The organism is Prosthecobacter sp. (assembly GCF_044378005.1).
GTDB lineage: Bacteria > Verrucomicrobiota > Verrucomicrobiia > Verrucomicrobiales > Verrucomicrobiaceae > Prosthecobacter.
Genome location: NZ_JBILYB010000005.1, coordinates 20,593 through 45,081, shown reverse-complemented (window position 1 = coordinate 45,081; position 24,489 = coordinate 20,593). Strand labels below are relative to the sequence as shown.

Here is a 24,489-nt window from a genome sequence, read left to right as displayed (position 1 = left end):
CTAGGCTGTGGTCATGCCTCGAAGGTCGAGGCGGTGCCGTCAAGCGCTTCGCTAGGTCAAGCAGTCGTCAAGATGGGCCGTCTTGATCTCTTGACCACAACTTGACCTTCTTGACCCTTTCCCATGCGACTTCTCCGTCTCCTCCTCGTCCTGCCAGTTCTCGCCGCTGCTGCGGAGATCACTCTCACCTCGCCGCTCGATCATCAGGTGATTCAGCGGCATTCGAGCACGGAGGGGACAATTTTGATCCGTGGATCGCAGAGCGGCCCCGATGCGGGCAAAGCCAAGTTTGAAGCAAAGATAGGCGCGAAGGGCAGGTGGCAGGCTTTGAGTGCGCAGATCGAGAAAGGGCACTTTTCGGCGAGCGTGACGGCTCCGGCGGGTGGTTGGCATCGGGTGGAGGTGCGGGCGATGCTGGATGGCAAAGCGGTCGCGACGGCGGCGGTGGAGCATGTGGGCATCGGCGAGGTGTTTGTCGTCGCGGGACAGTCCAACTCGGCGAATCATGGCGAGGAGAAGCAAACGACGCAGACGCGGCGTGTGGCGGCCTTTGATGGCACGAAGTGGCAGATCGCGGATGACCCGCAGCCGGGCGCGAGTGGTCGCATGGGCAGCTTCATGCCAGCGCTGGGCGATGCACTGGTGAAGCGCTTCGATGTGCCGGTCGGCTTTGTTGCCTGCGGCATCGGCGCGACGAGTGTGCGTGAGTGGCTGCCGAAAGGCACGACGTTTCCGAATCCGCCGACGATTGAAAGTCGCGTGACCAAACTGCCGGATGGCCAGTGGGCGAGCAATGGAGCCGCTTATGATGCCTTCATCGCCCGCATGAGACCGCTGGGCCACAATGGCTTCCGCGCAGTGCTTTGGCATCAGGGCGAGAGCGATGCGAATCAGAAGGACACGACGCGCACGCTCACCGGCAAACTCTATCGCGAGTATCTGGGGAAGATCATCCGCGATTCACGACGCGACACCGGCTTTGAAGCACCGTGGTTCGTGGCGCAGGCCAGCTATCATGTGCCGGGCGATGAAGGCAGCGATGACATCCGAGCCGCGCAGGCCTCCCTCTGGAAAGACGGCCTCGCGCAGCCCGGACCGGACAGCGATGCGCTGAAGGGACCGCTGCGCGAGCGCAAAGGCCACGGCGTTCACTTCAGCGGCGCGGGTTTGCGTGAGCATGGGCAGAAGTGGGCGGAGAAAATCACGCCGTGGCTCGATCAGCAGCTCTCCGGCACGCGCTACGATTCATCCAAGCTGCCGAAGGGGCACGACTACTTCGAGCTGCGCGATGGGTTGGCGAATGCGCAACGGAAGTTCGAGCAGGAGAAGACCGGACGCATCGCCTTCCTCGGCGGATCGATCACGGCAGGCGGCGGCTGGCGGGATCATGCGATGAAGTATTTCCAGGCGAAGTTTCCGCAGACAAAGTTCGAGTTCATCGCGGCGGGCATCGGCTCGATGGGCTCCGTGCCGCATGCGTTCCGGCTGGAGCGGGATGTGTTGTCGAAAGGGTCGGTCGATCTGCTTTTCGTCGAAGCGGCGGTGAATGACAGCTCGAACATCCCAGATCATCCCGAGCAGATGCTGCGTGGCATGGAGGGAGTGGTGCGTCATGCTCGCGAGGCGAATCCGCTCACAGACATCATCCACATGCACTTCGTCATGCCGCCGCACATGGATGACTACTACAAGGGCAAAGTGCCTGCGTCCATCGCGCAGCATGAGAAAGTGGCCGTGGCGTATGGCAATGCGTCGCTGAATCTCGCGCTCGAAGTCACCGACCGCATTGACGCTGGCGAGTTCACCTGGGACAAGGACTTCAAAGGCCTGCATCCTTCCGCCTTCGGCCATCAACTCTACGCCAACAGCATCGCCCGCATGCTCGACGCCGCCTTTGCCAAACCGCTGGTCGATGCCGCGAAACCGCACGCTCTTCCCGCGATGGTCGATCCGCAAAGCTATGCGAAGGGCCGCTTCGTCAACATCTCCGACGCGAAGATCATCAAAGGTTTCACGCTGGAGACTGCTTGGAAACCTGCCGATGGCAAAAGCACACGCGCTGGCTTCGTCAATGTGCCTGCACTCGTCGGTGTCGAACCAGGCGCTGCGTTTGAGTTCAGCTTCGAAGGCACCGGCTGTGGCCTTTTCATCGCCGCAGGGCCTGATGCGGGTCGAATCGAGTTCAGCATCGACGGCAGCGAATATCGTCAGCTCGAAACCTTCACGCACTGGAGTTCGGGTTTGCATCTGCCCTGGGCCTTGATCCTCGACGACAATCTCAAACCCGGCCCTCACACTGCCAAAGTCCGTATTGCCGCCGATCACGACCCGAAAGGCACCGGCACGGCTCTGCGTGTGTTTCATCTGCTGCTGAACTGAGCGCTTCTCCATGCCCCCCCAATACGCCCGTTACCCATCACTCGTTGATCGCACCGTCTTCATCACCGGAGGCGCAGATGGCATTGGAAGCGCCCTCGTAGAGCAGTTTGTAAGACAGGGCAGCCACGTGGCCTTTGTGGATAAAAACGTCGAGTATGCCAAAGCCACGGTTCAGCGCTGCATCGACGCGGGTGCAGTGCATGTGCCGTTGTTTTATGAAGTCGATTTGATCGACATTGCCGCGCTAAAGGTCGCTTGTGCGGCGGCGATTCGCGATCTCGGCAGCGTCACCGTTTTGGTCAACAACGCCGCCAACGATGACCGCCACGACTGGCAGGACATGACGACTGAGTATTTCGACAACCGCATCAACACCAACCTGCGCCACTACTTCTTCGCCATTCAGTCGCTGGCACCGCAGATGATCGCTGCGGCGCACGGCTCGGTGATCAACATCGGTTCCAGCAGCTACATGATGCAGGAGGACTTTTTTCCCGGCTACGCCATCGCCAAATCGGCCGTGGAAGGCATCACACGCACCATGGCGCGCACCTTCGGACCGCATGGCGTGCGCGTGAATACCGTGCTCCCCGGCTGGGTGCCCACGGAACGACAGCTCACCAAATGGTGGTCACCCGAAGGCGAAGCCGGCACCATGCGCGATCAAGCTCTCAAGCGCCGCATCATGCCCGACGAGTTCGCGCAGATGGTTCTCTTCCTCGCTGCCGATGACGGAGCCGCCTGCACCGCGCAGCAGTTCATCGTAGATGGCGGGCGATTCTAAAGATAATGAAACGACAAGCATTCTTCCTTCTCATTCCATTGGCAGTTCATGCTGCCGATCAGGCGATGCCTGAAAAACACCGTGCCCTTTTTAAGGAGCACTGCGTGAGCTGCCATGGGCCGGAGAAGCAAAAAGGGAAGTTCCGGGTCGATGATCTGCCGCTGGCGATCACGAATGTCGAAACGGCCGAAAAGTGGCAGAAGGTGCTGAATGCGATGAACTCGGGCGACATGCCGCCGGAGGATGAAAAGCAGCCGGCGAGTGCCGCGAAGGCCGATTTCCTCGATGATCTGGCGAATGTGATGGTGGCCGCGCGGCGGAGTCTGGGCGATCAAAAGGGTGTCATCACGATGCGGCGGCTGAATCGTCGCGAATACAAAAACACCCTGCGGGAACTGCTCGGCGTGGAGATCAATGTGGCGGAGCTGCCGCCGGATGGGGGCTCGGAGGCGTTTGATACCGTCGGCTCGAACCTCTTCATGTCGGCGAACCAGATCGAGCAGTATCAGGCGCTCGGTCGCGAGGCGCTGGAGGAGGCTTTTGCATGGCAAACGGCGGCGAGCGTGACGAAGAAGCTGCATTATGAAGGCGAAACGACCACGCCGAAGGTGAAGGACTTCGTGAAGTATCAAATCGATGCCCGTGAGCGTGCGAAGCAGTGGGTGAAGGCCGTCGATGAGGCGATGGCGAAGCCGGAGAACAAGGAGATCGTCGCAAAGCTCCGTGAGGAGGTGAAGAACAACGAATCGCGCCTTCGCCGCGAGTGGGCCCGCATCCCCGGCGCGCCGAATCCGCGCACGTTTGGCTTTGATAAGAAAGGCGAGAACGATGCGGACCTCGCGAACGACTCGCTCGGCGCAGGCTGGTTGAAGTATCACGAGTATTACACGCAGATGCCGGACGTGGATCGCGGGGCCTATCTCGGCACGCAAACGCGGCATCCGGCGGAGCTGAACGTGAACTACATCGAGCCGCTCGTGCCTTTTGATTGGCCGGTGGGCGATTACATCGTTCGCGTGCGAGCCGCAGCGGTGAAGGATGCGCCTGCAGAGCGTCGCTTCCTTGATTTCGGCATTCATGCCCGCACGGGCAAGGTCATGGCCACGCATGAGATCACCGGCACGATGGAGCATCCGCAGATCATCGAGATCCCGCTCACCCTCACGCGAGCGAATCTGAGCCGCGACAATCGCTCGCTGTTCTTCCGCGAGAAAGGCAGTTGGGACACGAACGAAGAAGGCAATCGCAAGCGTGCCGAAGCCGTGAAGCGCAACGGAATCGGCCCTGAGCTGGTGCTGTGGGTGGACTGGATCGAGGTCGAGCGCGTGCCGAATGCCGCCAAGCCCGTGCCGCCAGGTTTTGCCGCGCTGAAGTTGCCGCTTGATGACAAATCGCCCGCACCCGCCGCTGCCGAACTGCATGCAGCCTTCGAGCGCTTCGCCACCGAGGCCTTTCGCGGCACCCCGCCGCCTGCGGACTATGTGGATCGCTTGATGAGCCTCTACGACGTGCGCCGCAAAGCGGGTGACAAGCCCGTGGCCGCGCTCAAGGAGACGCTCGCGGTCGTGCTGGCCTCGCCGATGTTTCTTTACCTCGCGGAGCCTTCGCCCGATGACAAACGCAGGTCACTCACCGCGCCAGAACTCGCCACACGGCTCTCGTATTTCCTTTGGAGCGCCCCGCCGGATGCCGAGCTGCGAAAAAGCGATCTGTCGAAGCCCGAAGTGCTCGCCGCCCAAACCGAGCGCCTGCTCAATGATCCGCGCTCGGAGGGCTTTTTGACGGCCTTTGTGCATCAATGGCTCGGACTGGATCGCATCGACTTCTTTGAGGTGAATCGCGCCCTGTATCCGCGCTTTGACACCGGCACGAAGGTCGCGGCCAAAGGCGAGATCCACGAGACCATCGCGCACATCCTGAAGCACAACACCAGTCTGCGTGATCTTTTGAAAAGCGACTACGTCGTCATCAATCGCGTGCTCGCTCACTACTACGGCCTCCCCGGCGTGAAGGGCGAAGGCTATGAAAAAGTGTCGCTGCCGAAGGACTCGCCACGCGGTGGCCTGCTCGGCATGGCAGCCATTCATTTCATGGGCGGCAATGGCGAGCGCACCAGCCCCGTCGAACGCGGAGCCTGGGTGCTGCGGAAGCTCCTGCACGATCCGCCGCCGCCCGCTCCCGCGAACGTCCCCGCCATCACGCGACTCGCCGGCAAGGTGCTCACCACGCACGAGCGACTCCTCGCCCACCAAGAGGACCCGCAATGCGCCAGTTGCCATCGCAAGATTGATCCCATCGGCTTCGGCTTGGAGAACTTCGACGCCGCCGGCCAATGGCGCACCGAGGACAGCTACACTGCCCTCGACGCCAACGGCAAACCCGACCCGAAATCGAAGAAGACCTGGACCATCAATTCCGCCGCCGCCTTCCACAAAGGCCCCGCCTTCAAAGACTACTTCGCCCTCCGCGACATCATCGCCAGCAAGTCCAACGCCTTCGCCCGCAGCTTCAGCGAAGCCTTGATCGAGTTCGCCTTGGGAAGGCCGCTCGGCTTCCGCGATGAGCCGCTGGTCGCCGATATGCTTCAACAAGCCAGCAAGAAAGACCTCGCGATGCGCGAGTTCATTCAGGCGCTGGTCAGCAGCAAAGAATTTCACACCAAGTAATCTCCATGAAAACCCGCCGTCACTTTCTCCAGTCCAGCACCTCGCTCATTGCCTTACCCGCTTTGGAGTCATTGGGCTTTCGTCGCTTTGCCTCGGCGGCGACCCCTGCCGCACCGCCGAAGCGGCTGGTGTTCCTCGGCTTTGGCTGGGGGATCACGACGGAGACTTGGTTTCCGGACATCAAGCAGACAGGGAAGGATTACACGCTGCCGGAGGGCTTGAAGCCGCTGGCGAGGCACAAGGCGGACTTCACGGTGGTGCAGGGGCTTTGGAACAAATACTCGAACGAAGGGCACTGGGGCAGCACGATGTGGCTCACGGGCGCGAACCGGTTCGCGGAGCCGGGGCAGACGTTTCACAACAGCATCTCGGCGGATCAGGTGGCGGCGGCGAAGCTGGGCATGGAGACGCGTTTTGCCTCGCTCCAGCTCAATGGTGGCGAGAACGCAGAGGCTTCGGGACATGGGCCAGGCCTTTCGATGGCTTGGGATGTGAGCGGCAAGCCCATCGGCGGTCACAAAGGCCCGGTGGAGGCGTTTCATCGGCTGTTTTCCAAGGACACGACGCCCATTGAGCAGCAGAAGGCGATGCTCGCGCAGAAGCGCAGCGTGCTCGACACGGTGATGGAGAACGCGAAGGCCATGCAGCGTGGCCTTGGCAAAAACGACAAGGCGAAGCTCGACGAATACTTCCAGGGCATCCGCGACATCGAAAAGCGTCTCGCGAAGGACGAGCAATGGATCGGCGTGCCGCAGCCGAAGGCTCCTATCCCTCAACCGCAAGAGGGCCTCGCGGGTAAAGAAGAGATCAAGATCATGTATGACATCATCGTCGCCGCGATGCAGACGGATAGCACTCGCGTGCTGACCTATCGCCAGCCGGTGAGCACGTTGCTGACGAGCATCGGCATCAAAGTGGCCCCGCATGACATGAGCCACTACCATTCGACCATGGGCGAAAAGCTCGCCGCCTCGCAGCAGCGCGATCTCGTTCAGAGCGAGTTGCTCGCTGGACTCCTCGACAAGCTCAAAGCCACCAAGGAAGCGGATGGCAGCCGCCTCTTTGATCACGTCGCCCTCGCCTATGGCAGCAACATCCGCACCGAGCACAACCTCGACAACTGCCCCACGCTCCTCACTGGCGGCGGTGCAGGCATCAAGCTCGGCCACAACATCGTCGCGCCGAAAGACACGCCGCTTTGCAACACTTGGCTCACCCTGCTGCATGGCATCGGCGTCAATGCCGAGCGGCATGGCGACAGCTCCGGTGTGCTGAAGGAGATCGTGGCGTAATCACTGAGAATGGCGACTTGCCCGGGATTCAGCCCTGACATTCCGCTGCCGGGCCCCTGAAAAACCAAGATCGCCGCTGGAAAAGGCTGTTTTTGACTCTACCATCGCCGCCCCGTAGCCCTGACGCGCGACGTCCGGGCGCGGTTCTTTCCCATTTCTCCCCCATGCCAGCCAAGAAAACTCAGGTGTGCGATCCCGTGGAGTCCGTCATTTCGGACATCCGGGCAGGTCGCATGGTGATCGTGACCGATGACGAAGACCGCGAGAACGAGGGAGATCTGATCTGCGCGGCGGAGAGCATCACGCCTGCGATGGTGAACTTCATGGTCCGCGAGGGCGGCGGGATGCTCTGCGTGCCCGTGAGCCTCCAGATCGCCCAGCAGTTGAATTTGGAAAGCATGGTGCCGGAGAACCGGGAGGCCTTTCGCACGGACTTCACCGTGACAGTGGATGCGGCGGAAGGCATCACCACAGGCATCAGCGTGGCGGATCGTGCTCGGACCATCCGTCTTCTGGCCAGCCCGAAGAGCACGGCGGCGGATTTCGTCCAGCCGGGGCACATCAATCCTTTGGTGGCCAAGCCGGGCGGCGTTCTGCGCCGCGCCGGGCATACCGAGGCGGCGGTGGATCTGTGTCGGCTCGCTGGAGTACGTGAGGCGGGCGTGCTGATCGAGATCATGAATCCGGACGGCACCATGGCGCGGATGCCGGAGTTGAAGAAGTTTGGCAAAAAGCACGGGCTCAAGATCGGCACCATCGCCGATCTCATCGAGTATCGCCGCCGCAGTGAGAAGCTGGTGGAGAAGCTCGAAGTCGTGGACATGCCCACGGACTTCGGCGTCTTCAAACTCCACCTCTACCGCAGCACGCTGGATGGCGTGCATCATGTGGCCCTCGTGATGGGTGACATCAAGGCCGCCGAGCCCACGCTCGTCCGGGTCCACAGCGAATGCCTCACGGGAGACATCTTTGCCTCACGTCGCTGTGATTGTGGCAGCCAGCTCCATGCGGCGATGAAGCGCGTGTCTGAGGCGGGCAAAGGCGTCATCATTTACATGCGCGGTCATGAGGGCCGCGGCATCGGCCTGCACGGCAAGATCCAGGCCTACAAGCTCCAGGAAGAGGGGCTCGACACCGTCGAAGCGAACCTTAAACTCGGCTTCCCGATGGATCTCCGCGACTACGGCATCGGCGCGCAGATCATCCATGATCTCGGCGTGAGGAAGATCCGCCTCCTCACGAACAACCCGCGCAAGCTCGTGGGCCTCGACGGCCACAAGTTGGAGATCGTGGAGCAGGTGCCCATCATCTCCGAGCCGAACCCTCACAATAAGAAGTACCTCGAAACCAAGAAGAAGAAGCTCGGGCACAAGCTCTGAGCCGCTTTGAACTCTGCTCTCCGACAATCCCCCCATGTCTCAGCATTCACCCACCCGCCCCCGGCCGATCCAGGACACCGTGTCCATCGCGATCGTGGCCAGTCTTTACAACAACCAGTTCGTGCAGGGTCTGCTTGATGCCAGCCGCGAAGAGCTGGAAGAACTGGCCCCGAATGCCTCCATCACTGTCTATCGCGTGCCGGGTGCGTTTGAGATTCCCGTGTGCTCGGAACTCGTGCTGAAGAACACGAAGCCGGATGTGCTCATCGCCTTTGGCGTCATCATCCGCGGTTCCACGGAGCATGCAGATCTCGTCGGGGCCTCGGTGACAGATGCGCTTCAGCAGATGGCTGTGCGCCACGTAACGCCGGTCATTCATGAAGTGCTGCTGGTGAACAGTGAAGAGCAGGCCGAGGAGCGCTGCCTGGGCGTGAGCAAGAATCGTGGTGCCGAGGCGGCCCAGACCGCCGTGAACATGATGAGCCTCTTCCGCAAGATGCGCGCGAGCTTCGCCGGAACCCCAACCCTGGAGACCGCCTGACTTCATGGGAAAACGACGCGACGGGCGGGAAGCCGCTGTTCAATTCCTCTTCGCTCATGAACTCCATGCTGAGCACTCGCTGGCAGAGCAGAGCGCCTTCTGGGACATCCATAGCGCGAAGGCCAGCGTGCGAGCTTATGCCGAAGAACTCATCAAAGGCGTGCTCGCCAACCTGGAGCAGATCGATGCCGTCATCTCCCCCGTGGTGGAAAATTTCCGCATCGAGCGTCTCGCCCATGTGGACCGAAACATCCTGCGCGTGGCCGTCTATGAACTGCTGCATGTGCCAGCCGTGCCCGCACCCGTGATATTGAATGAAGCCATCGAAGTGGCGAAGAACCTCGGTGGCAATGAGTCCGGTGCCTTTGTGAATGGTGTGCTCCACAGGATCGCCAAAAGTATTCGCCCCAAAGCCTCTGCACGCCCTGCCGAAATCAGCGAGCCGAAAACGGATATCCCTTCCTGACCCATGGCCGGCTTCTTCAAATCACTCCTCCAGCGTTTCACCAAGCCCGACATCGATTGGGATGACCTAGAAGCCTCGCTCATCGCTGGTGACCTCGGCCCGAAACTCGCGCTCCAGATCGTCAGCGATCTCCAGGCCCAGCAGCGGAAGCTGCACGGCGCGGACATCGTCCAGGTAACTCGCGATCATGTGCGGAAGATTCTTCCGGAGACCGCCAGCCCGCTTGTGCCTTTTGAGGATGGCCGCCCCAAGGTGCTCCTCATCGTCGGCGTCAATGGCGTCGGCAAAACCACCTCCACGGCGAAGCTCGCTTATCTGCTTCAGAAAGCCGGGCACAAGCTCGTGCTCGCTGCTGCCGACACCTTCCGCGCCGCTGCTGTGGAGCAGCTCGAAGTCTGGTCGCAGCGCCTCGACGTGCCGCTCGTCAAAGGCCCGCCGAATGGTGATCCTGCCGCCGTTTGTTTCGAAGGCTATGAGCGCGCCACCAAGACCGGTGCCCAGTTCCTCGTCTGTGATACCGCCGGGCGTCTGCACACGAAACACAACCTCATGGAAGAGATGAAGAAGGTGCATCGTGTTTTGGGTCGGAAAGACCCGACCTCGCCACATGAGGTCATCCTCGTCGTCGATGCCACCACGGGCTCGAATGCGCTGCAACAAGCGCGTGAGTTTCACAAAGCCATCCCGCTCACCGGCCTCATAGTCACCAAGCTCGACGGCAGTGGCAAAGGCGGCGTGCTCGTGCCCATCCAGCAGGAGCTCGGCGTCCCCACCCGCTTCATCGGCCTCGGGGAAAAGGTGGAGGACTTCCAGCTCTTCGATCCGAAGCGCTTCGTCGAAGAGCTGCTCTAGTTGAGCATCAGACTCTCCATCACCTCTCGGAGCTGCTCGTGCGTGCGGGCCACCATGCTTTGAGTCGGCGCGCCTGACTTCGGGTTGCCCCAGGCCTTTTCGAGTTCGGTCAAAACCAGGATCAGCGGTTGCAACAAGGTCGAACGGCGCGTCGGCTCGCTCAGACTCGCGAAGTTATGACGCATCTCCGCCAGCAGCGCGGGTGAGCCGATGCACAGGCTGCGTTTGTCCACGTCCGGCGTCTCCACCACCAGCTTCGACACGATCTCCAGCGACCGCATCCACGCGCCGATGTCCACTAGCACCGCCAGATCCTCATCCCGATGCTCGCGCAGCAGCCGCATCAGTTCCTGATGCCCGTCGATGATCTCCTGCCGCAGGTCTTTCCATTCATCCATCTCCGCCATCTTTGCCTGCGCCATGAGACGCGGCATCATCTTCTCACCAAGGCCGAGCGTGCGGCAGTAGGAAACGATGTCCTGGTTGTTGTTGCGGAACTGCTGCGAGTCCCCGGCCTCCCAGATCAGAAAGCTTTCCCCCATCAGACTTCCGAGGGTAAATCCGGCCTTCATCCGGTCCGTGCTCGGCACGGGCGGCTGCGGACGGTACAGCGTGCGCCAGCGTGCCTTCGTATGGCGTCCCGCCATCTCCAGGAAGTCCGCCGGCGTCTGATCCTCCGTCCAAAACACCGGCCTCGCCACAAACTCCCCCGCACTCGCCGCGATGCTGTCCTGCTGGCCGGCTTTGATCTCCTGCCCACGGACTTGCACTCCCACCATCATCCATAGGGTGGGGAGCAGTAAAAGGGAGCGAGAGGCGGTCACGGTGTCTGTCATCGGGAGTCTCTCTGAGATCACTTTACCCCCGCCTGTGTTCAACTACCCGCTCACACCGCCTCCGCAAGGCCGGATGCAGCTTCTGACGAGCCTGACTTGCGCCTTGCGCCTGCCTCCCATCCCCCGCATACACTACCGCGTGCGTCTCGATGTCATCACGCTTTTTCCCGAACTCGTTACGGTGCCCATGGGCACCAGCATCATGCGTCGTGCCCAGGAGAAAAAGGCCATCGAACTCGGTGTTCACGACCTCCGCGAGTTCGGCATGGGCAAACACCGCCAGGTGGACGACACGCCCTGCGGCGGCGGCCAGGGCATGCTTCTGCGCCCCGAGCCCCTCTTCGCCGCTCTGGAGCGCGTGAGCACTGAAAAGAGCCACATCATCCTCACCTCACCCGCCGGCCGCCGATTCGACCAGGCCACCGCCCAGCGCCTCAGCGGCGAGCAGCACCTCATCTTCATCTCCGGCCACTATGAAGGCGTCGATCAGCGCGTCATTGATCGCTGGGTCGATGAAGAACTCAGCCTCGGCGATTACGTGCTCACGAACGGTGCCATCGCCGCCGTGGTCATGATGGACGCCATCGTTCGCCTCCTCCCAGGCGTCCTTGGTGACGACATGAGCGCCGTGGAGGAGTCCTTCGGGCCCACCGGCCTACTCGAAGCCCCGCACTACACCAAGCCCGCCGAGTTCCAAGGCATGGCCGTCCCCGAAGTTCTCCTCGGCGGCAACCACGCCAAAATCGCCGAATGGCGCGCTCAGCAGGCCATCGATCGCACTCGCCGAATGCGGCCCGATCTCCTGGAGCCGAAATCGCCAGCAGCGGCTCGCCCCCATTCAATCCATCAACACGAACCACCATGAATCGAGGCCATGTGACTGATGTCTGTCACGAATGGCCCCTGATTAGAGGCTGGTGTCGCAGCCCGGTCGCAAGTTGGGAAAGCAAGGCGGGAGGCATGTCGGATGGAGTCAAAATGACTTCGCCCAACTTCCCGACTCAGACAGACTCCAATGGCTCTCAACACCTTAACTGAGTGCCATTGATGACAAACCTCAAACAAGTCGGGCAAACCCCGTGCTGGCTGGCATAGAACCCGCAGTGGATTGGAGCTGTCCACTTGCCTGCAACTCGGCCACTGCGCCGAGAGATTCATCCAAGTCGGTGAGCATACCAGCGATCAACTCCGCCGTGTGTGGCCAGGTCACATAGAGCTGGCTCGACATCAAGTAACCGCGCTGAAGCATGTGGCGGATCATGAGCACCTTAGCGGCTGGATCAGCGAAGCCGAGCGAGGGCGCGCAGGGCATGCCGCCGATCTTGAGCTGCAAGGTTGGATGCTTTGCCGCCACCTCGCGCAGGCCTGCCTGAAGTCGTCCGCCGAGTTCCCACACATACTTCTGCACGCCCTCGCGCTGCATTTTACCAATGCAGGCCAACGATGCTGCCGTGCCCACGCCGTCCGTCCAGTAGCTGCTGGAGATGAAGCTGTTGTTGGCGGCATCCATGACCTCGTTTTTGCCAATGATGGCTCCGCTGGGATAGCCGTTCGACATGGCCTTTGCATACACGGCGATGTCTGGCTCAATGCCGAGCACGAGCGCCGCTCCGGGGAAACCGAAGCGCCAGCCGCTCGTTACTTCATCGAGCACAAAGACAGCACCTGCGGCATGGCAGGCATCGATCACCTTTTGTAGGAAGCCATCGCGAGGCAGTTCGCTGCGCATGGGTTCCATCACGACGGCTGCCAGTTTGCCATCGAGCTTTTGCAGTGCGGCGCTAAATGACTCGAAGTCGTTGTAGCGAAACGGCACCGCCGTGCCCGCCAGTTCACGCGGCACGCCGAGAGGTTGCAGGCCGGGGAGCAGGTGGCCATCGAGCGCGGCATCATCACCGAGATTCGCGGCGAGATACCAGTCGCTCCAGCCATGATAGCCACAGAAGGCGATGCCGCTTTTGCCCGTGGCGGCACGTGCGATGCGCACCGCGAGTCCGAGTGCCTCGCCACCACCACGAGCATAGCGCACCTTGCCCGCCCAGGGATGCAGGTCGAGCAGCAGGTCGGCGAGCTTCACCTCATCCGGTGATGCCAGCGTGGCATAGCTGCCGAGATTCACGCGACGCTTCACCGCTGCATTCACTTCATCGTCCGCATGGCCGAGCAGGATGGCTCCGACACCACCCGTGAAGTCCGTGTAGCGCTTTCCATCCAGGTCCCAGATGCTCGCGCCCTTGGCACGAGAAAAGTAGGAAGGCCATGATTGCTGATCGAAGAGGTGCGCGCGTTTCGAGAGCAGACCCGTGCCGCAGGAGATCTTCGTCTTCGCCTCTTCCCAGAGCATCGGTCCCGCTTTGATCTCGGGAGCTGGTTTGAGCAATCGAAGCGCATTCTCGCGGAAGATGTCCTCCAGATCACCCTGCGTCATGCCGGTGTCCTCGCAGGCCTCGCGAAGGCAAAGCAGGGACTCGATGCCCACGGTCGTGTATTGGCCGAAGATGGTCAGCTTGTCGCCAGTGATCTCAGGATGAATCCAGGTGAAGCCATCTCCCTGTGTGATGCAGGAGCCGCGCAATTCACTGACCATGTAGTCGCTGCCCCACAGCACACGACGAGGCCCGAGAATCTCGATGGCTGCTCGAAATGCACCTGCTTGCGTCACTGCGGAGGTATCGATGACCACGTTGTCGAGATCCACGAGGTGATGCAGCCCTTCGCGGGCATGTCGGTAGTTAAAAGACCGCGCCACATGCGCCAGGATCAGTTTGCAGCGCGGGTAGCGACGGCACAGCCGCTGGATCGCCTCCACATTGCGCGGGTCGGTGATGCCATCCGCCAGCATGATGTGCAGCACCATGATGCCATCGTGATCATGGCAGATCTCCCACATCCACTCCGGGGCGAAGGATTCGATCTCCGCCTCCTTCGTATCCGGCACATCGGCGTAGAGACGATAGGGCTTGATGCCGATAAAGACACCCGTGCTCATCAGTCGCCGCACCTCCGCCGGATCATCTGTCGGCGCAGCAAGCACCAGCGCGCGTGAGTTGGTCGTCATATTGATCTGCGACTGCACCCAGGCATTCTCGCCCACGCGATCATTGCCCGCACTCGGATAGCCGAAAAACAGCCCCTCCACTTCCCTGCCCGGCATCCAAAGCTGCATTGCCGCCTGGAAATCTGCCATGCCATACCCACGATCCTCATCGAGAAACACGGGCCGCTTTCCCTCTGCAAAATGACGCGAGTGAAACAGGTGCGTGTGTACATCGAAGACCTTCTCCGGCACAAAGCCATCGATGGCGCGATGCAGCAGCTTGCGGTCAGTGTCGTTGAGTTCGGTGACGAGTTTGAGAGACATATGGAAAGGGTGAATGTCAGCCCAAGACTCGACCAGCAGAAGTTCCTGGTCAGTTCGAGATGCCAGAGTCTGGGCTCACTCGTTGAGTGAAAGCACCTTGATGAGCGTTCTTCCTTTTGATGAAGACTCTTACCCTCCTTGCCTCACTTGCCCTCGCCCTCACCCTTCAAGCCGAAGACCTGCATCCCGCAGCCGATGCGGCAGGTTTTGTTCCTCTTTTTAACGGCAAGGACCTGACAGGATGGCAGACCACAGGAAACTGGGTCGTGGAGCCAGACGGCAACATCGCCCTCAAGCCACGCCCAGGAGAAAAAGGCTGGCAGCGCTATGACGCCTACCTTTCCACCGTGAAGAAGTATGGTGACTTCGTGCTCGATCTGGAATTCAAATTTGAGCCCACGGGCAACTCCGGCGTGTTCATGCGCGTCGGCGATTTGAAGGATCATGTGAAGAGCGGCTTCGAGGTGCAGATCCTCGACACCCATGGCCTCGCCAAGCCTGGTCATCACGACTGCGGCGGCATCGTCCATGCCATGGGGCCGACGAAGAACATGGTGAAACCCGCCGGAGAATGGAACCGCTACACGATCACCGTGAAGGGACGTCAGGTGAAGGTTGTCTTCAATGGCGAGCAGGTCATCGATATGAACCTCGACGACACCGAGAAGAAGGATCGCCCCAATGAAGGCCACATTGCCTTCCAAGACGAGGCCAAGCTGGTGTGGTATCGCAACGTGCGGATTCGTGAGCTGAAGTAACCTACCCTACCCTGCCCTGCCCCGGCAGACGCTCTCCCTCAAGAAAAAAGCGCTTGATGTAGATCATATATGATCTATGACCGTGGCTGTCAGAGCTTTTCTTCATCCAAACGCACCCTCAAACCATGACCCTCCAACGCATCGGCATCATCCTCAACGGCGTCACCGGACGCATGGGCACGAATCAGCACCTCGTCCGCTCCATCCTCGCCATCATCCGCCAGGGCGGCATCCGCATCTCGGATGATCTGACGCTCATGCCGGACCCGATTTTGACCGGGCGCAGTGCCAGCAAGCTCCAGGCGCTCGCCGCGAAGCATAGCTGCGAAAAGACCGGCCCTCTGAAGACCAGCACCGATCTCGCCGCCGTGCTGGCCGATCCGGCTTACCCGATCTTCTTTGATGCCTCAGGCACGCTGCATCGCGCGCGATTCGTGGAGATGGCTGCTGCAGCTGGCAAAGCGATCTACTGTGAGAAACCCACCGCCGTGGAAACCGTCGAAGCGCTGCGTCTGGCGGACATTTGCGAAAAGGCAGGCGTGAAGAACGGCGTCGTCCAGGACAAGCTCTGGCTGCCCGGCATCCGTAAATTGGCTCTGCTGCAATCTCAGGGCTTCTTTGGCCGCATCCTCAGTGTGCGCGGGGAGTTCGGCTACTGGGTCTTCACCGGTGAGCACGAGGGACAGCCCGCACAGCGCCCTTCGTGGAATTACCGCAAGTCCGACGGCGGCGGCATCATCGTCGATATGCTCTGCCACTGGCGTTACGTGATCGACAATCTCTTCGGCGAAGTCACCGGCGTGAGCTGCCTCGGAGCCACGCACATCCCGCAGCGTGTGGATGAAAAGGGCGCGACCTATGCCTGCGATACCGACGACTCCTGCTACGCCACCTTTGAGACAAATCAGAACATCGTCTGCCAGTTCAACAGCTCCTGGACCGTGCGCGTGCGCCGCGATGACCTCTTCACGATGCAGGTCGATGGCACTCATGGCTCGGCCATTGTCGGCCTGAGGAAGTGCTGGTTCCAGTCTCTGGCGGGCACGCCGAAGCCGGTGTGGAATCCTGACATCGACTCCCCGATCAATCACTACGCCCACTGGCAGGAAGTGCCGGATACAGCGGAGTATGACAATGCCTTCAAAGTGCAGTGGGAGATGTTCATCAAGCACGTCGCCCTCGACACGCCTTTCCGCTGGAGCCTGCGTGAAGGTGCCAAAGGCGTGCAACTCGCTGAACTCGGTCTGCAAAGCTGGGCCGATCGCCGCTGGCTAGATGTTCCCGCACTCTGATCCGTTCAGAGCGCCAGATGTCCGAGCGCCAGCAGCCCGTAGTAGGTGTACTCCGGGTCGAGGGTGTCATCGGTCCAGTTGCCATGGAAGCCGCCGGCGGCACTCCAGAGGGAGTCGATGAAGTCCAAGCAAGGCTCCTTCAGCCGCGCGATGGCGTCTGCATTGTTCGACAGAGCATGCAGCGCCACTGCGGTGGAAAGCAGATCTGGAATCGGCGCCCCCGGCACGGCCAGGAAACCGCCAGCCGGCAAACACTGCCGCACCAGCCACTCCACCGCAGCCGGTGGAGCAGGCATCTGCATGTTTCGGTAGAGAGAAAGCATCGCCGAGGTGGCCGTCGTGGAGCCTAGCGTGAGACCGGGCTCGTTTGACCACGCGCCATCTGGCGTCTCCAGGCTGTCCATGCACTTGGCAATGCTCAGCGGGTCCGGTGGCAGCAAACCTAAATCTTGGTAGGCTCCGAAAGCGATCAGACATCCGTAAGCACTGCCATTCTTCCGACTAGGAGCCTGATGATACCCACCATCCGGCGTGCGCCATGCTTCGAGACGATTCGCCAGCGTTTGCTTCTGCTCCGCCGTGAGCCCGCCACTAAGGCTCCCCCAGCAGCGTGCAAGACAAGAGAGGTGCACAAAGTCGAGTCCTTCTCCATCGCCGAATGCAGTCAACCAGGCTCTCAGCGAGTCCTTCGGCACTTCCTTTTGCAGCGCCATCAGCCCCTCAATGCCGAAGACCGTGTAGTAGAGATCCGGCTTGTCAGCACGATCGAGAAACCCGCCCTCGGGGTGCATTCGCGAGCGGATGAACTCTGCCACTAGATCTGCTGAGCCACCTAGCAGTTTCGGAGCCACACGGGCGACTTGGAGCATTTCGAGACGGAAGCTCATGCACTCACAGCTTCTCCGGTTCCTGCAGCAGCTTCGCCACCATCGACAGCAGTCGTCCGGCGGCACCGCCATCGCAGACGCGATGATCGAAGCTGAGGGTGATCTCGGCTTCGGTCACGGGGATGAATTGATTCACCTCTTCACTCCAGCGCGGGACTTTGCTGCCTGCGCCGAGACCGAGGATGAGGTTCTGCTCGGGCAGCGGGATTGGCGTGGCCCAGACGATGCCGAAGGTGCCGAAGTTTGTCACCGTGGCGATGCCAGGACGGTTCATGTCGTTGGGCAGGCGGCGGGCGCGGGCTTGCTCGACGAGCTTGTTGTAAGTGGGCACCAGTTTGACGAGCGGGGTCTTGTCCACCTCACGCAGTACGGGCACGAACACGCCGTCGTCCACCTCCACGGCGAAGCCGATGTCGATGGCTCGCGGATGCACGATGCGGTTGCCGATGAGTCGGCCAGCCACGGCCGTGTTTTCAGCCAGGGCCAAAGCCAGCGCGCGGATGGCATACAAGGCGGGACCGGGTTTCGGATCGGTGCGGCGACGATGCGCGAGCATGGCGTCCAGCATGATCGGGCTGCCAACGGTGGCCAGCGGACGCGTCCAGCTTCGGCGCATGGAGTCCGCCACGGCGATGCGCATGGGTGAGGCGGGCGTGAGTTTGTGCTGTTCCAGACTGCGGAGGAAGTTTTCGAAGTCCTCCACCGTCACACGACCACCGGCACCTGTGCCCGGCACGCCTGCGAGGTCGGAAGCATTCAGGCCGAGTTCGTGCATCCGGGCGCGCATTCGCGGAGAGATGTAGCTCGCGCCTGTGGCTCCGGCAGGCACCGGCAGTCCACCGACCACGGGTTCGACCTTGGGTTGGTAGCTGGAGATATTGTCTTCATCACTGAACTGGAAATGCAGCGAGTCCGAGTTCGGCATCGAGACCGGTGCCTTGGAGCTGGAGGTCTGCGGCGGAGCTTGATTAAAGCCCAGCGCCTGCGCGTCTTCCTCAGTCACCTGGAAAGTAGCGAGCTGGCTGCCCACCGCGTAGCTGGTCTGCACCTTGGCCATCACCTGCTCCACTTTGCCAGCACAAGGGCTGCCGACCGTCATGGTCGCTTTGTTCGTCTCCACCTCAAAGATGTCCGCCCCGGCCTCGATCTGCGCCCCTGGCTCCACGAGGATTTTGATAAGCGTCGCCTCGGCGATGGATTCGCCGAGCTGGGGCATGAGGATCGGGATCGTGGGCATCTTTGAAAAATGGAAGGGCGCTGAGACTCCATGTGTGCCGGTTCCATGGCGGAGAGTCAAGACACCTGACGATAGCCTGCAAAAACTTTGACACCCCGAACTGCCCGCGCGTAATCCTCTGCCCCGCCAACCTCGTACATGCGCACGCCGCCCTCACAGCTCCCGGAGAAAGAGTTCCGCTCCTATGCCCCGGGCTATTGGAAAGATAAAAACGTCTCTCCCGCCGACTGGAACAGCGCCTCCTGGCAGCTCCGCAACCGCGTCACCACGCTCGCCCAACTGGAGGAGCACCTCACGCTCTCCGAGGAAGAGCGCGCCGGCGTCCTCCTCAGCGGCAACAAGCTGGCCATGGCCATCACGCCGCATTATTTCAATCTCATGGACGCTGAGGACCCCGAGTGCCCCATCCGGCGGCAGGTCGTCCCGCGCATCGAAGAGACCTGGGAGGACCCCGATGAGATGGCCGACCCTTGCGGTGAAGACAGCCACATGCCCGTGCCTGGTCTCGTGCATCGCTACCCGGACCGCGTGCTCTTCCTCGTCACCGACCGCTGCGCCAGCTACTGCCGCTACTGCACCCGCAGCCGCGTCGTCAGCGGTGTCGGCGAGCAGGAACTCCACACCGACTACGAAGCCGCCTTCCGTTACTTGGAGCGGCATGACGAAGTCCGCGACGTGCTTCTCAGCGGCGGTGATCCCCTGCTCTTCAGCGACTCGAAGCTCGAAGCCATCCTCAAGCGCCTCCGCGCCATCCCGCACATCGAGTTCCTCCGCATCGGCAGCCGCGTCCCCATTTTCCTGCCCCAGCGCATCACCCCCGAGCTATGCCAGATGCTGGCCAAGTATCATCCTTTGTGGCTCAGCATCCACACCAACCATCCGCGTGAACTCACCACCGAGGTCAAAGCCGGGCTCGAACGACTCGCCAACCACGGCGTGCCGTTGGGAAATCAAAGCGTGCTACTGCGCGGTGTGAATGATGACCCCGAAGTCATGAAGAGCCTCGTCCAAAAGCTCCTCATGTGCCGTGTGCGGCCTTATTATTTGTATCAGTGTGATCTTATCCAGGGCTCCAGCCATCTGCGCGCCAGCGTCAGCACCGGCGTCGAGATCATCGAATCCCTGCGCGGCCACACCACGGGTTACGGAGTACCCCAGTTCGTCATCGATGCCCCCGGCGGCGGAGGCAAAGTCCCCGTCAATCCCGACTACGTTCTCCTCCGCGATGAGCAGCGCACCCTCATCCGCAACTTCGAAGGCCGCACCTTTGAGTATCCCGAGCCCGCCATGGTGCGGGTCAGGTGAACTCCCGCTGCTTGAACCTCTCTTGATCCGGATGCGCAGCCACTGGCTCCATTCGAAATCATGGATCACCGCATCTGATTCCGCCTACGCCCATGCGGCTGAACTGAGAAGATGGTGATCAGACGAAAATCTAGTGGCTTGCCCAGGGCTTCTGCCATTTAATGGGACAGAACGCCTTTCCCTACTGCCACGATACTCATCCTAGCAACTCACTGACAGACGCGGAATGGAACCCACGCCCCTCACCGATCTCCGCACCTTCCAGGCTCGCCACCAGCTTCTGAGCTGTCTGCTGGATTACATTCCCGATCGGATTTACTTCAAAAACAAGGAAGGTGCTTTCATCCTGGTCAGCCGCTCGGAGGCGGAATATCTGGGGGCACAAAATCCAGACGAGGTCATCGGCAAAACCGATTTCGATTTCTTCGAGGCTCCTCTGGCTCAAGCCGCGCTGGATGACGAACACTGCCTGATGCAGACAGGTGAACCCGTCACCGGCAAGGAAGAGAAGAAGTTGCTGCTGGATGGCCGCACCGGCTGGGCACTGGTGGACAAAATCCCGCTGCGCGATGCCGAGGGCGCGATCATCGGCACCTGCGGCATTTCGAAGGACATCACCCGGCTCAAGGAAGCCGAGGAAGCCCTGCAACGCGCCAACGACACCCTTGCCGCCCAGAAAGCCGAACTCGAATGCACCATGGCTCTGCGTGAGCAGGCTGAGCGTGAATTGCTGGCAGCCAAACATGAAGCGGAGGAGGCCAGCAAAGGCCTGGGCCCCTTCTTCCAGGTGGCTTTGGACATGCTCTGCATCGCAGGTATGGACGGCTACTTCAAGCGCATCAACCCTGCGTTCTGCACCACCCTCGGCTATTCGGAAGAAGAACTCCTCCTCAAGCCCTTCGCCGAGTTCGTGCATCCCGAGGATCAGGCCAAAACCGCTGCGGTGATGGTGGATCTGGGGTCCGGCAAGAACGTCGTCAATTTCGTCAATCGCTACCTGCACCACGACGGGCATTACCTCTGGATCGAGTGGACCGCCGCTCCGAACAGCGATGGCTCAGAGATCTATGCCGCCGCAAGAAACATCACCTCCCGCATCCAGATCGAGGCTGAGTTGACCGAGGCAAGACAGGCGGCAGAGGCGGCGAACAAGGCGAAGAGTTCCTTCCTGGCCAACATGAGCCATGAGATTCGCACACCGATGAATGGTGTCATCGGCGTGACCGAGTTGCTGCTGAATACCGAGATGACGGCGGATCAGCGCGGCTACCTGAGTCTGGTCAGGCAGTCAGCGGATTCTTTGATGACCGTGCTGAACGACATCCTGGATTTTTCCAAGATCGAGGCGGGCAAGTTGGAGCTGGAAAGGTATGAGTTTGATCTGCGCGACTCCATCGGAGACACGCTGCAGTCCCTCGCCGTGCGTTCGGCGGAAAAGGGCATCGAACTCGCCTACCAGGTCCGTGCCGATGTCCCGGATTGTCTCGTGGGCGACCTCACCCGCCTGCGGCAGATCATCATCAATCTGGTGGGCAACGCGATCAAATTCACGGCGCAGGGCGAGATCGTGGTGGAGATCGAAGTCGAGACACTGACCAAAGATCAGGTGGTCTTGCATGTGGCGGTGAGGGACACCGGCATCGGCATCGCGAAAGAGAAGCAGGAGGATGTGTTTGAATCCTTCACTCAGGCGGAAGGCTCCACCACGCGCCGCTTCGGTGGCAGTGGCCTGGGATTGACCATCTCGCGCCAGCTTGCCGAACTCATGAAGGGGCGGCTCTGGCTGGAGAGCGAACCAGGAACGGGAAGCGTGTTTCACTTCACCGCCTTGTTTAATCTCGGCTCGCCAAAGCCTGCCGCCGCCCGCCAGATGCCGGAGACGCTGAACGATCTGCCGGTGCTCATCGTCGATGACAACTCGACCAACCGCACGATTTTGGAGCAGCAGGTCAGGAGCTGGGGCATGAAACCCACGCTGGCTGCCAGTGGGCCGGACGCCCTGCAAATCCTCGAAGATGCAAAGAACGCATCCACGCCCTTCAGACTTTTGCTCATGGACTACATGATGCCTGACATGGATGGTATCGAGGTCGCGCGTCAGGCCTATCAACGTCTCGGAGAGCAGGCGCCCAAGATCTTGATCCTCTCCTCCGGCAACAAAGTTGAAGAAAACACCAACTCTGCGGAGGTCGGTATCGAACGCTTCCTGACAAAGCCAGTGAAGCCATCTGACCTGCTCGATGCCATCACGCGCGTGTTCGGCAGCGCGACGAACGAAGACAAGTCTGTCATTTCCAAAGATGCGCCTGCTTCCCTGAGCCCAGGAAGAATGCATCTGCTGCTCGTGGAGGATGGCCGCGTGAATCAGATCGTCGCCATGAAGCTGCTGGAGGATCGGGGGCATACGGTCACCCTCGCCACCAATGGTCGCGAAGCCGTGGACATCCTGGCGACGACCAGCTTCGACGCCATCCTCATGGACATCCAGATGCCTGAGATGAACGGCTACGAAGCGACGACGATCATCCGCCAGCGGGAACTCTCCTCAGGGAAGCATGTGCCCATCATCGCGATGACGGCCAATGCGATGAAAGGCGACCGCGAGCAATGTCTCGCTGCTGGCATGGACGACTACATCTCCAAGCCGGTGCATTCCGCCCATCTGTATGCCATCATCGAAAAGTATGCCGACCTGCATCCGCTGCGCGAGTCTGTGACTGACGTGGCTCCTCAGCCCCAGGAACCCCAGGCCGATGCCGCAGCGTCCTTCGATGCCGAGGCATTCAGGGCATCGATCGGCGATGACGCGCTCATGCGGGAGTTGATCGCGGTTTTCTTCGAAGACGCCCCCAGGCTGATGACCGACGCACGTCTGGCGCTCACCCAGCGGAATGCCGAAGCTCTCCATCACGCCGCGCATTCCCTCAAAGGCATGGTGGGGAATTACTCCGCCACACCTGCTTTCCGAGCTGTTTCCCTGCTCACGGACAGCACTCGCGCGGGCAAACTCAAGAAGGCAGGCAGCCTGCTCGCGGTGGCGGAAAAGGAGATGACAAGGTTGACGGTGGCTCTTGAGGAGTTTCTGAAACACCTCTAAGTCTCCCTTCATGCCGACAACTTCCGCCCAACCCCGAGTTCTCGTCGCCGAGGACGTCCGTGCCATCTCGATGCGGATCACGCATGTGCTGCAAGGCCGTGGCTACCAGGTGGAAGTGGCCACCAATGGGGAGGAGTGCCTGGCCTTCATCGCTGCGCACAAGCCCGACCTCGTCATCCTGGATTTGATGATGCCGCGCATGAATGGCGTCGAGGTGCTCAAGCGCCTGCGGAGCAACCCGGAGACCGCCGATCTCCCCGTCATCATCTGCACGGCCAAGGACTTCAGCACCGAAATGAAGCACGTCCGGGAACTCGGCATCGCGGATGTGATCATCAAGCCCTTCGATCACGACACCCTCGCCGAGAAGGTGGATCATTGCTTTCACAAGTTCTGTGACATCGCCTCTCACAAAGCCCCAGCACCTCAAGCTGCTGCGCCGATGTATGCGCCCACTTTGGAGGCCACGCGCGCCCGCATCGTCCTCTGGGGCACACGCGGCTCCATCCCGGTGTCAGGCCCGCGCTACGTGCGCTATGGCGGGAACACCTCCTGCATGGAGTATGCCTGCGGGAATGATCATCTCGTCTTTGATGCAGGCTCAGGCATCCGTGAACTCGCCTTTTCCCTCCTCTCCGGCGGCCCGCGACACCTGCATCTCTTCATCACCCACACGCACTGGGATCACATCCAGGGCTTCCCCTTCTTCACGCCCATCTACATTCCCGGCTACGAGATCACCATCTACGGCGAGCGCGGCTTCGGTAAAAACCACGAAGCCCTGCTCAGCGGCCAGTTGGACCGCGACTACTTCCCCATCCAGCGTGAGGACCTGCGCGCCAAGCTCAACTTCCGCTTCCTCGACGACGAGCCCATTTTCATCGGCGACATCAAAGTCACCCGCGAATTCACCCATCATCCCGGAGCCACCGTCGCCTTCAAAATCGAGCATCAGGGCCGAAAGATCGCCTATGTGCCGGACAACGAATTCCTGCATGGCTACGTCGGCCCGCCCCAGGACATCGGCAGAGACCATGAGCTCGTCATTCCACAGGAACCCATGGTTGAGTTCCTGACCGGCGTTGATCTCATGCTGCACGAGGCGCAGTACCTCGCCCCCGAGTACAGCAAGAAGATCGGCTGGGGACACTCCAACCTCGCCAACGCCTGCGTCCTGGCCAAACTCGCCGCCGTGAAGAAGTGGATCGTCCTCCACCACGACCCCGCGCACGACGACACCTTCCTGGACAACAAGCTCAACCTCACGCGCCAGATCCTCAACGAGATCGACTGCCCCATCGAGGTGCTGCATGGGCATGACGGGATGGTGGAGTACCTGTGACCTGCACAGCCCCCC

The 24,489-nt window shown here is 60.9% G+C and carries 18 protein-coding genes; 14 read left to right on the top strand and 4 right to left on the bottom strand.

Translation table 11 applies throughout. From position 1 onward, the window contains the following. Nucleotides 1-123: 123 nt before the first annotated feature. From AC6FTP_RS01960 to ftsY, 8 genes are all read left to right on the top strand, one after another. On the top strand, nucleotides 124-2,379 hold the full coding sequence (locus tag AC6FTP_RS01960; protein ID WP_497205220.1) for a sialate O-acetylesterase: 2,256 nt from the start codon (nucleotides 124-126) through the stop codon (nucleotides 2,377-2,379). Nucleotides 2,380-2,389: 10 nt separating this feature from the next. Next, nucleotides 2,390-3,163, top strand: a complete 774-nt coding sequence (locus AC6FTP_RS01955) for an SDR family NAD(P)-dependent oxidoreductase (protein WP_497205219.1) — start codon at nucleotides 2,390-2,392, stop codon at nucleotides 3,161-3,163. 5 nt (nucleotides 3,164-3,168) lie between these two features. Continuing rightward, nucleotides 3,169-5,829 carry a DUF1592 domain-containing protein gene (locus tag AC6FTP_RS01950; RefSeq protein ID WP_497205218.1) on the top strand — a complete coding sequence of 887 codons (2,661 nt, stop codon included), beginning with the start codon at nucleotides 3,169-3,171 and terminating at the stop codon, nucleotides 5,827-5,829. Nucleotides 5,830-5,834: 5 nt separating this feature from the next. After that, entirely contained in the window at nucleotides 5,835-7,121 is a 1,287-nt protein-coding gene (locus AC6FTP_RS01945; RefSeq protein WP_497205217.1) for a DUF1552 domain-containing protein, read from the top strand. A gap of 164 nt (nucleotides 7,122-7,285) precedes the next feature. Beyond that, the gene (locus AC6FTP_RS01940; RefSeq protein ID WP_497205216.1) at nucleotides 7,286-8,500 is read left to right on the top strand and encodes a bifunctional 3,4-dihydroxy-2-butanone-4-phosphate synthase/GTP cyclohydrolase II; all 1,215 of its coding nucleotides are present in this window, start codon (nucleotides 7,286-7,288) and stop codon (nucleotides 8,498-8,500) included. A gap of 34 nt (nucleotides 8,501-8,534) precedes the next feature. Next, complete coding sequence (gene ribH / locus AC6FTP_RS01935) at nucleotides 8,535-9,041, top strand: 6,7-dimethyl-8-ribityllumazine synthase (protein WP_497205215.1); 507 nt, start codon at nucleotides 8,535-8,537, stop codon at nucleotides 9,039-9,041. A 4-nt stretch (nucleotides 9,042-9,045) separates the two neighbouring features. Further along, complete coding sequence (nusB, locus tag AC6FTP_RS01930) at nucleotides 9,046-9,507, top strand: transcription antitermination factor NusB (protein WP_497205214.1); 462 nt, start codon at nucleotides 9,046-9,048, stop codon at nucleotides 9,505-9,507. A 3-nt stretch (nucleotides 9,508-9,510) separates the two neighbouring features. Continuing rightward, nucleotides 9,511-10,359, top strand: coding sequence for a signal recognition particle-docking protein FtsY (ftsY, locus tag AC6FTP_RS01925; RefSeq protein WP_497205213.1), 849 nt, complete (start codon nucleotides 9,511-9,513; stop codon nucleotides 10,357-10,359). Here ftsY and AC6FTP_RS01920 read toward each other — a convergent pair. Continuing rightward, nucleotides 10,356-11,183: a hypothetical protein gene (locus AC6FTP_RS01920; protein WP_497205212.1), complete on the bottom strand. Its 828-nt coding sequence runs from the start codon at nucleotides 11,181-11,183 to the stop codon at nucleotides 10,356-10,358. The two genes, ftsY and AC6FTP_RS01920, sit on opposite strands and share 4 nt — an antisense overlap. Before the next feature lie 151 nt (nucleotides 11,184-11,334). On the opposite strand from AC6FTP_RS01920, the gene trmD reads away from it, so the two are divergent. Continuing rightward, a complete protein-coding gene (gene trmD, locus AC6FTP_RS01915; protein WP_497205258.1) occupies nucleotides 11,335-12,060 on the top strand; it encodes a tRNA (guanosine(37)-N1)-methyltransferase TrmD in 726 nt (241 codons plus the stop codon). Nucleotides 12,061-12,252: 192 nt separating this feature from the next. On the opposite strand, the gene AC6FTP_RS01910 is transcribed toward trmD, so the two are convergent. Continuing rightward, on the bottom strand, nucleotides 12,253-14,556 hold the full coding sequence (locus tag AC6FTP_RS01910; protein ID WP_497205211.1) for an aminotransferase class III-fold pyridoxal phosphate-dependent enzyme: 2,304 nt from the start codon (nucleotides 14,554-14,556) through the stop codon (nucleotides 12,253-12,255). Between the two features lie 119 nt (nucleotides 14,557-14,675). On the opposite strand from AC6FTP_RS01910, the gene AC6FTP_RS01905 reads away from it, so the two are divergent. Together AC6FTP_RS01905 and AC6FTP_RS01900 are read left to right on the top strand one after the other, a co-directional pair. Then, nucleotides 14,676-15,314, top strand: a complete 639-nt coding sequence (locus AC6FTP_RS01905) for a 3-keto-disaccharide hydrolase (RefSeq protein WP_497205210.1) — start codon at nucleotides 14,676-14,678, stop codon at nucleotides 15,312-15,314. A gap of 125 nt (nucleotides 15,315-15,439) precedes the next feature. Continuing rightward, nucleotides 15,440-16,606 (top strand): Gfo/Idh/MocA family protein, encoded by a 1,167-nt coding sequence (locus AC6FTP_RS01900; RefSeq protein ID WP_497205209.1) that lies wholly within the window; start codon nucleotides 15,440-15,442, stop codon nucleotides 16,604-16,606. A gap of 5 nt (nucleotides 16,607-16,611) precedes the next feature. On the opposite strand, the gene AC6FTP_RS01895 is transcribed toward AC6FTP_RS01900, so the two are convergent. Both AC6FTP_RS01895 and AC6FTP_RS01890 read right to left on the bottom strand, forming a co-directional pair. Further along, the gene (locus AC6FTP_RS01895) at nucleotides 16,612-17,493 is read right to left on the bottom strand and encodes a prenyltransferase/squalene oxidase repeat-containing protein (protein ID WP_497205208.1); all 882 of its coding nucleotides are present in this window, start codon (nucleotides 17,491-17,493) and stop codon (nucleotides 16,612-16,614) included. 4 nt (nucleotides 17,494-17,497) lie between these two features. Beyond that, complete coding sequence (locus tag AC6FTP_RS01890; protein ID WP_497205207.1) at nucleotides 17,498-18,730, bottom strand: 2-oxo acid dehydrogenase subunit E2; 1,233 nt, start codon at nucleotides 18,728-18,730, stop codon at nucleotides 17,498-17,500. A 138-nt stretch (nucleotides 18,731-18,868) separates the two neighbouring features. Between AC6FTP_RS01890 and AC6FTP_RS01885 the strand changes: the two genes are divergently transcribed. The 3 genes from AC6FTP_RS01885 to AC6FTP_RS01875 all read left to right on the top strand — a co-directional run bounded on the left by AC6FTP_RS01885 (nucleotide 18,869) and on the right by AC6FTP_RS01875 (nucleotide 24,474). Continuing rightward, on the top strand, nucleotides 18,869-20,035 hold the full coding sequence (locus AC6FTP_RS01885; RefSeq protein WP_497205206.1) for a KamA family radical SAM protein: 1,167 nt from the start codon (nucleotides 18,869-18,871) through the stop codon (nucleotides 20,033-20,035). A 226-nt stretch (nucleotides 20,036-20,261) separates the two neighbouring features. After that, nucleotides 20,262-23,132: a response regulator gene (locus tag AC6FTP_RS01880; RefSeq protein ID WP_497205205.1), complete on the top strand. Its 2,871-nt coding sequence runs from the start codon at nucleotides 20,262-20,264 to the stop codon at nucleotides 23,130-23,132. Between the two features lie 10 nt (nucleotides 23,133-23,142). Then, complete coding sequence (locus tag AC6FTP_RS01875; protein ID WP_497205204.1) at nucleotides 23,143-24,474, top strand: response regulator; 1,332 nt, start codon at nucleotides 23,143-23,145, stop codon at nucleotides 24,472-24,474. Nucleotides 24,475-24,489 lie beyond the last annotated feature (15 nt).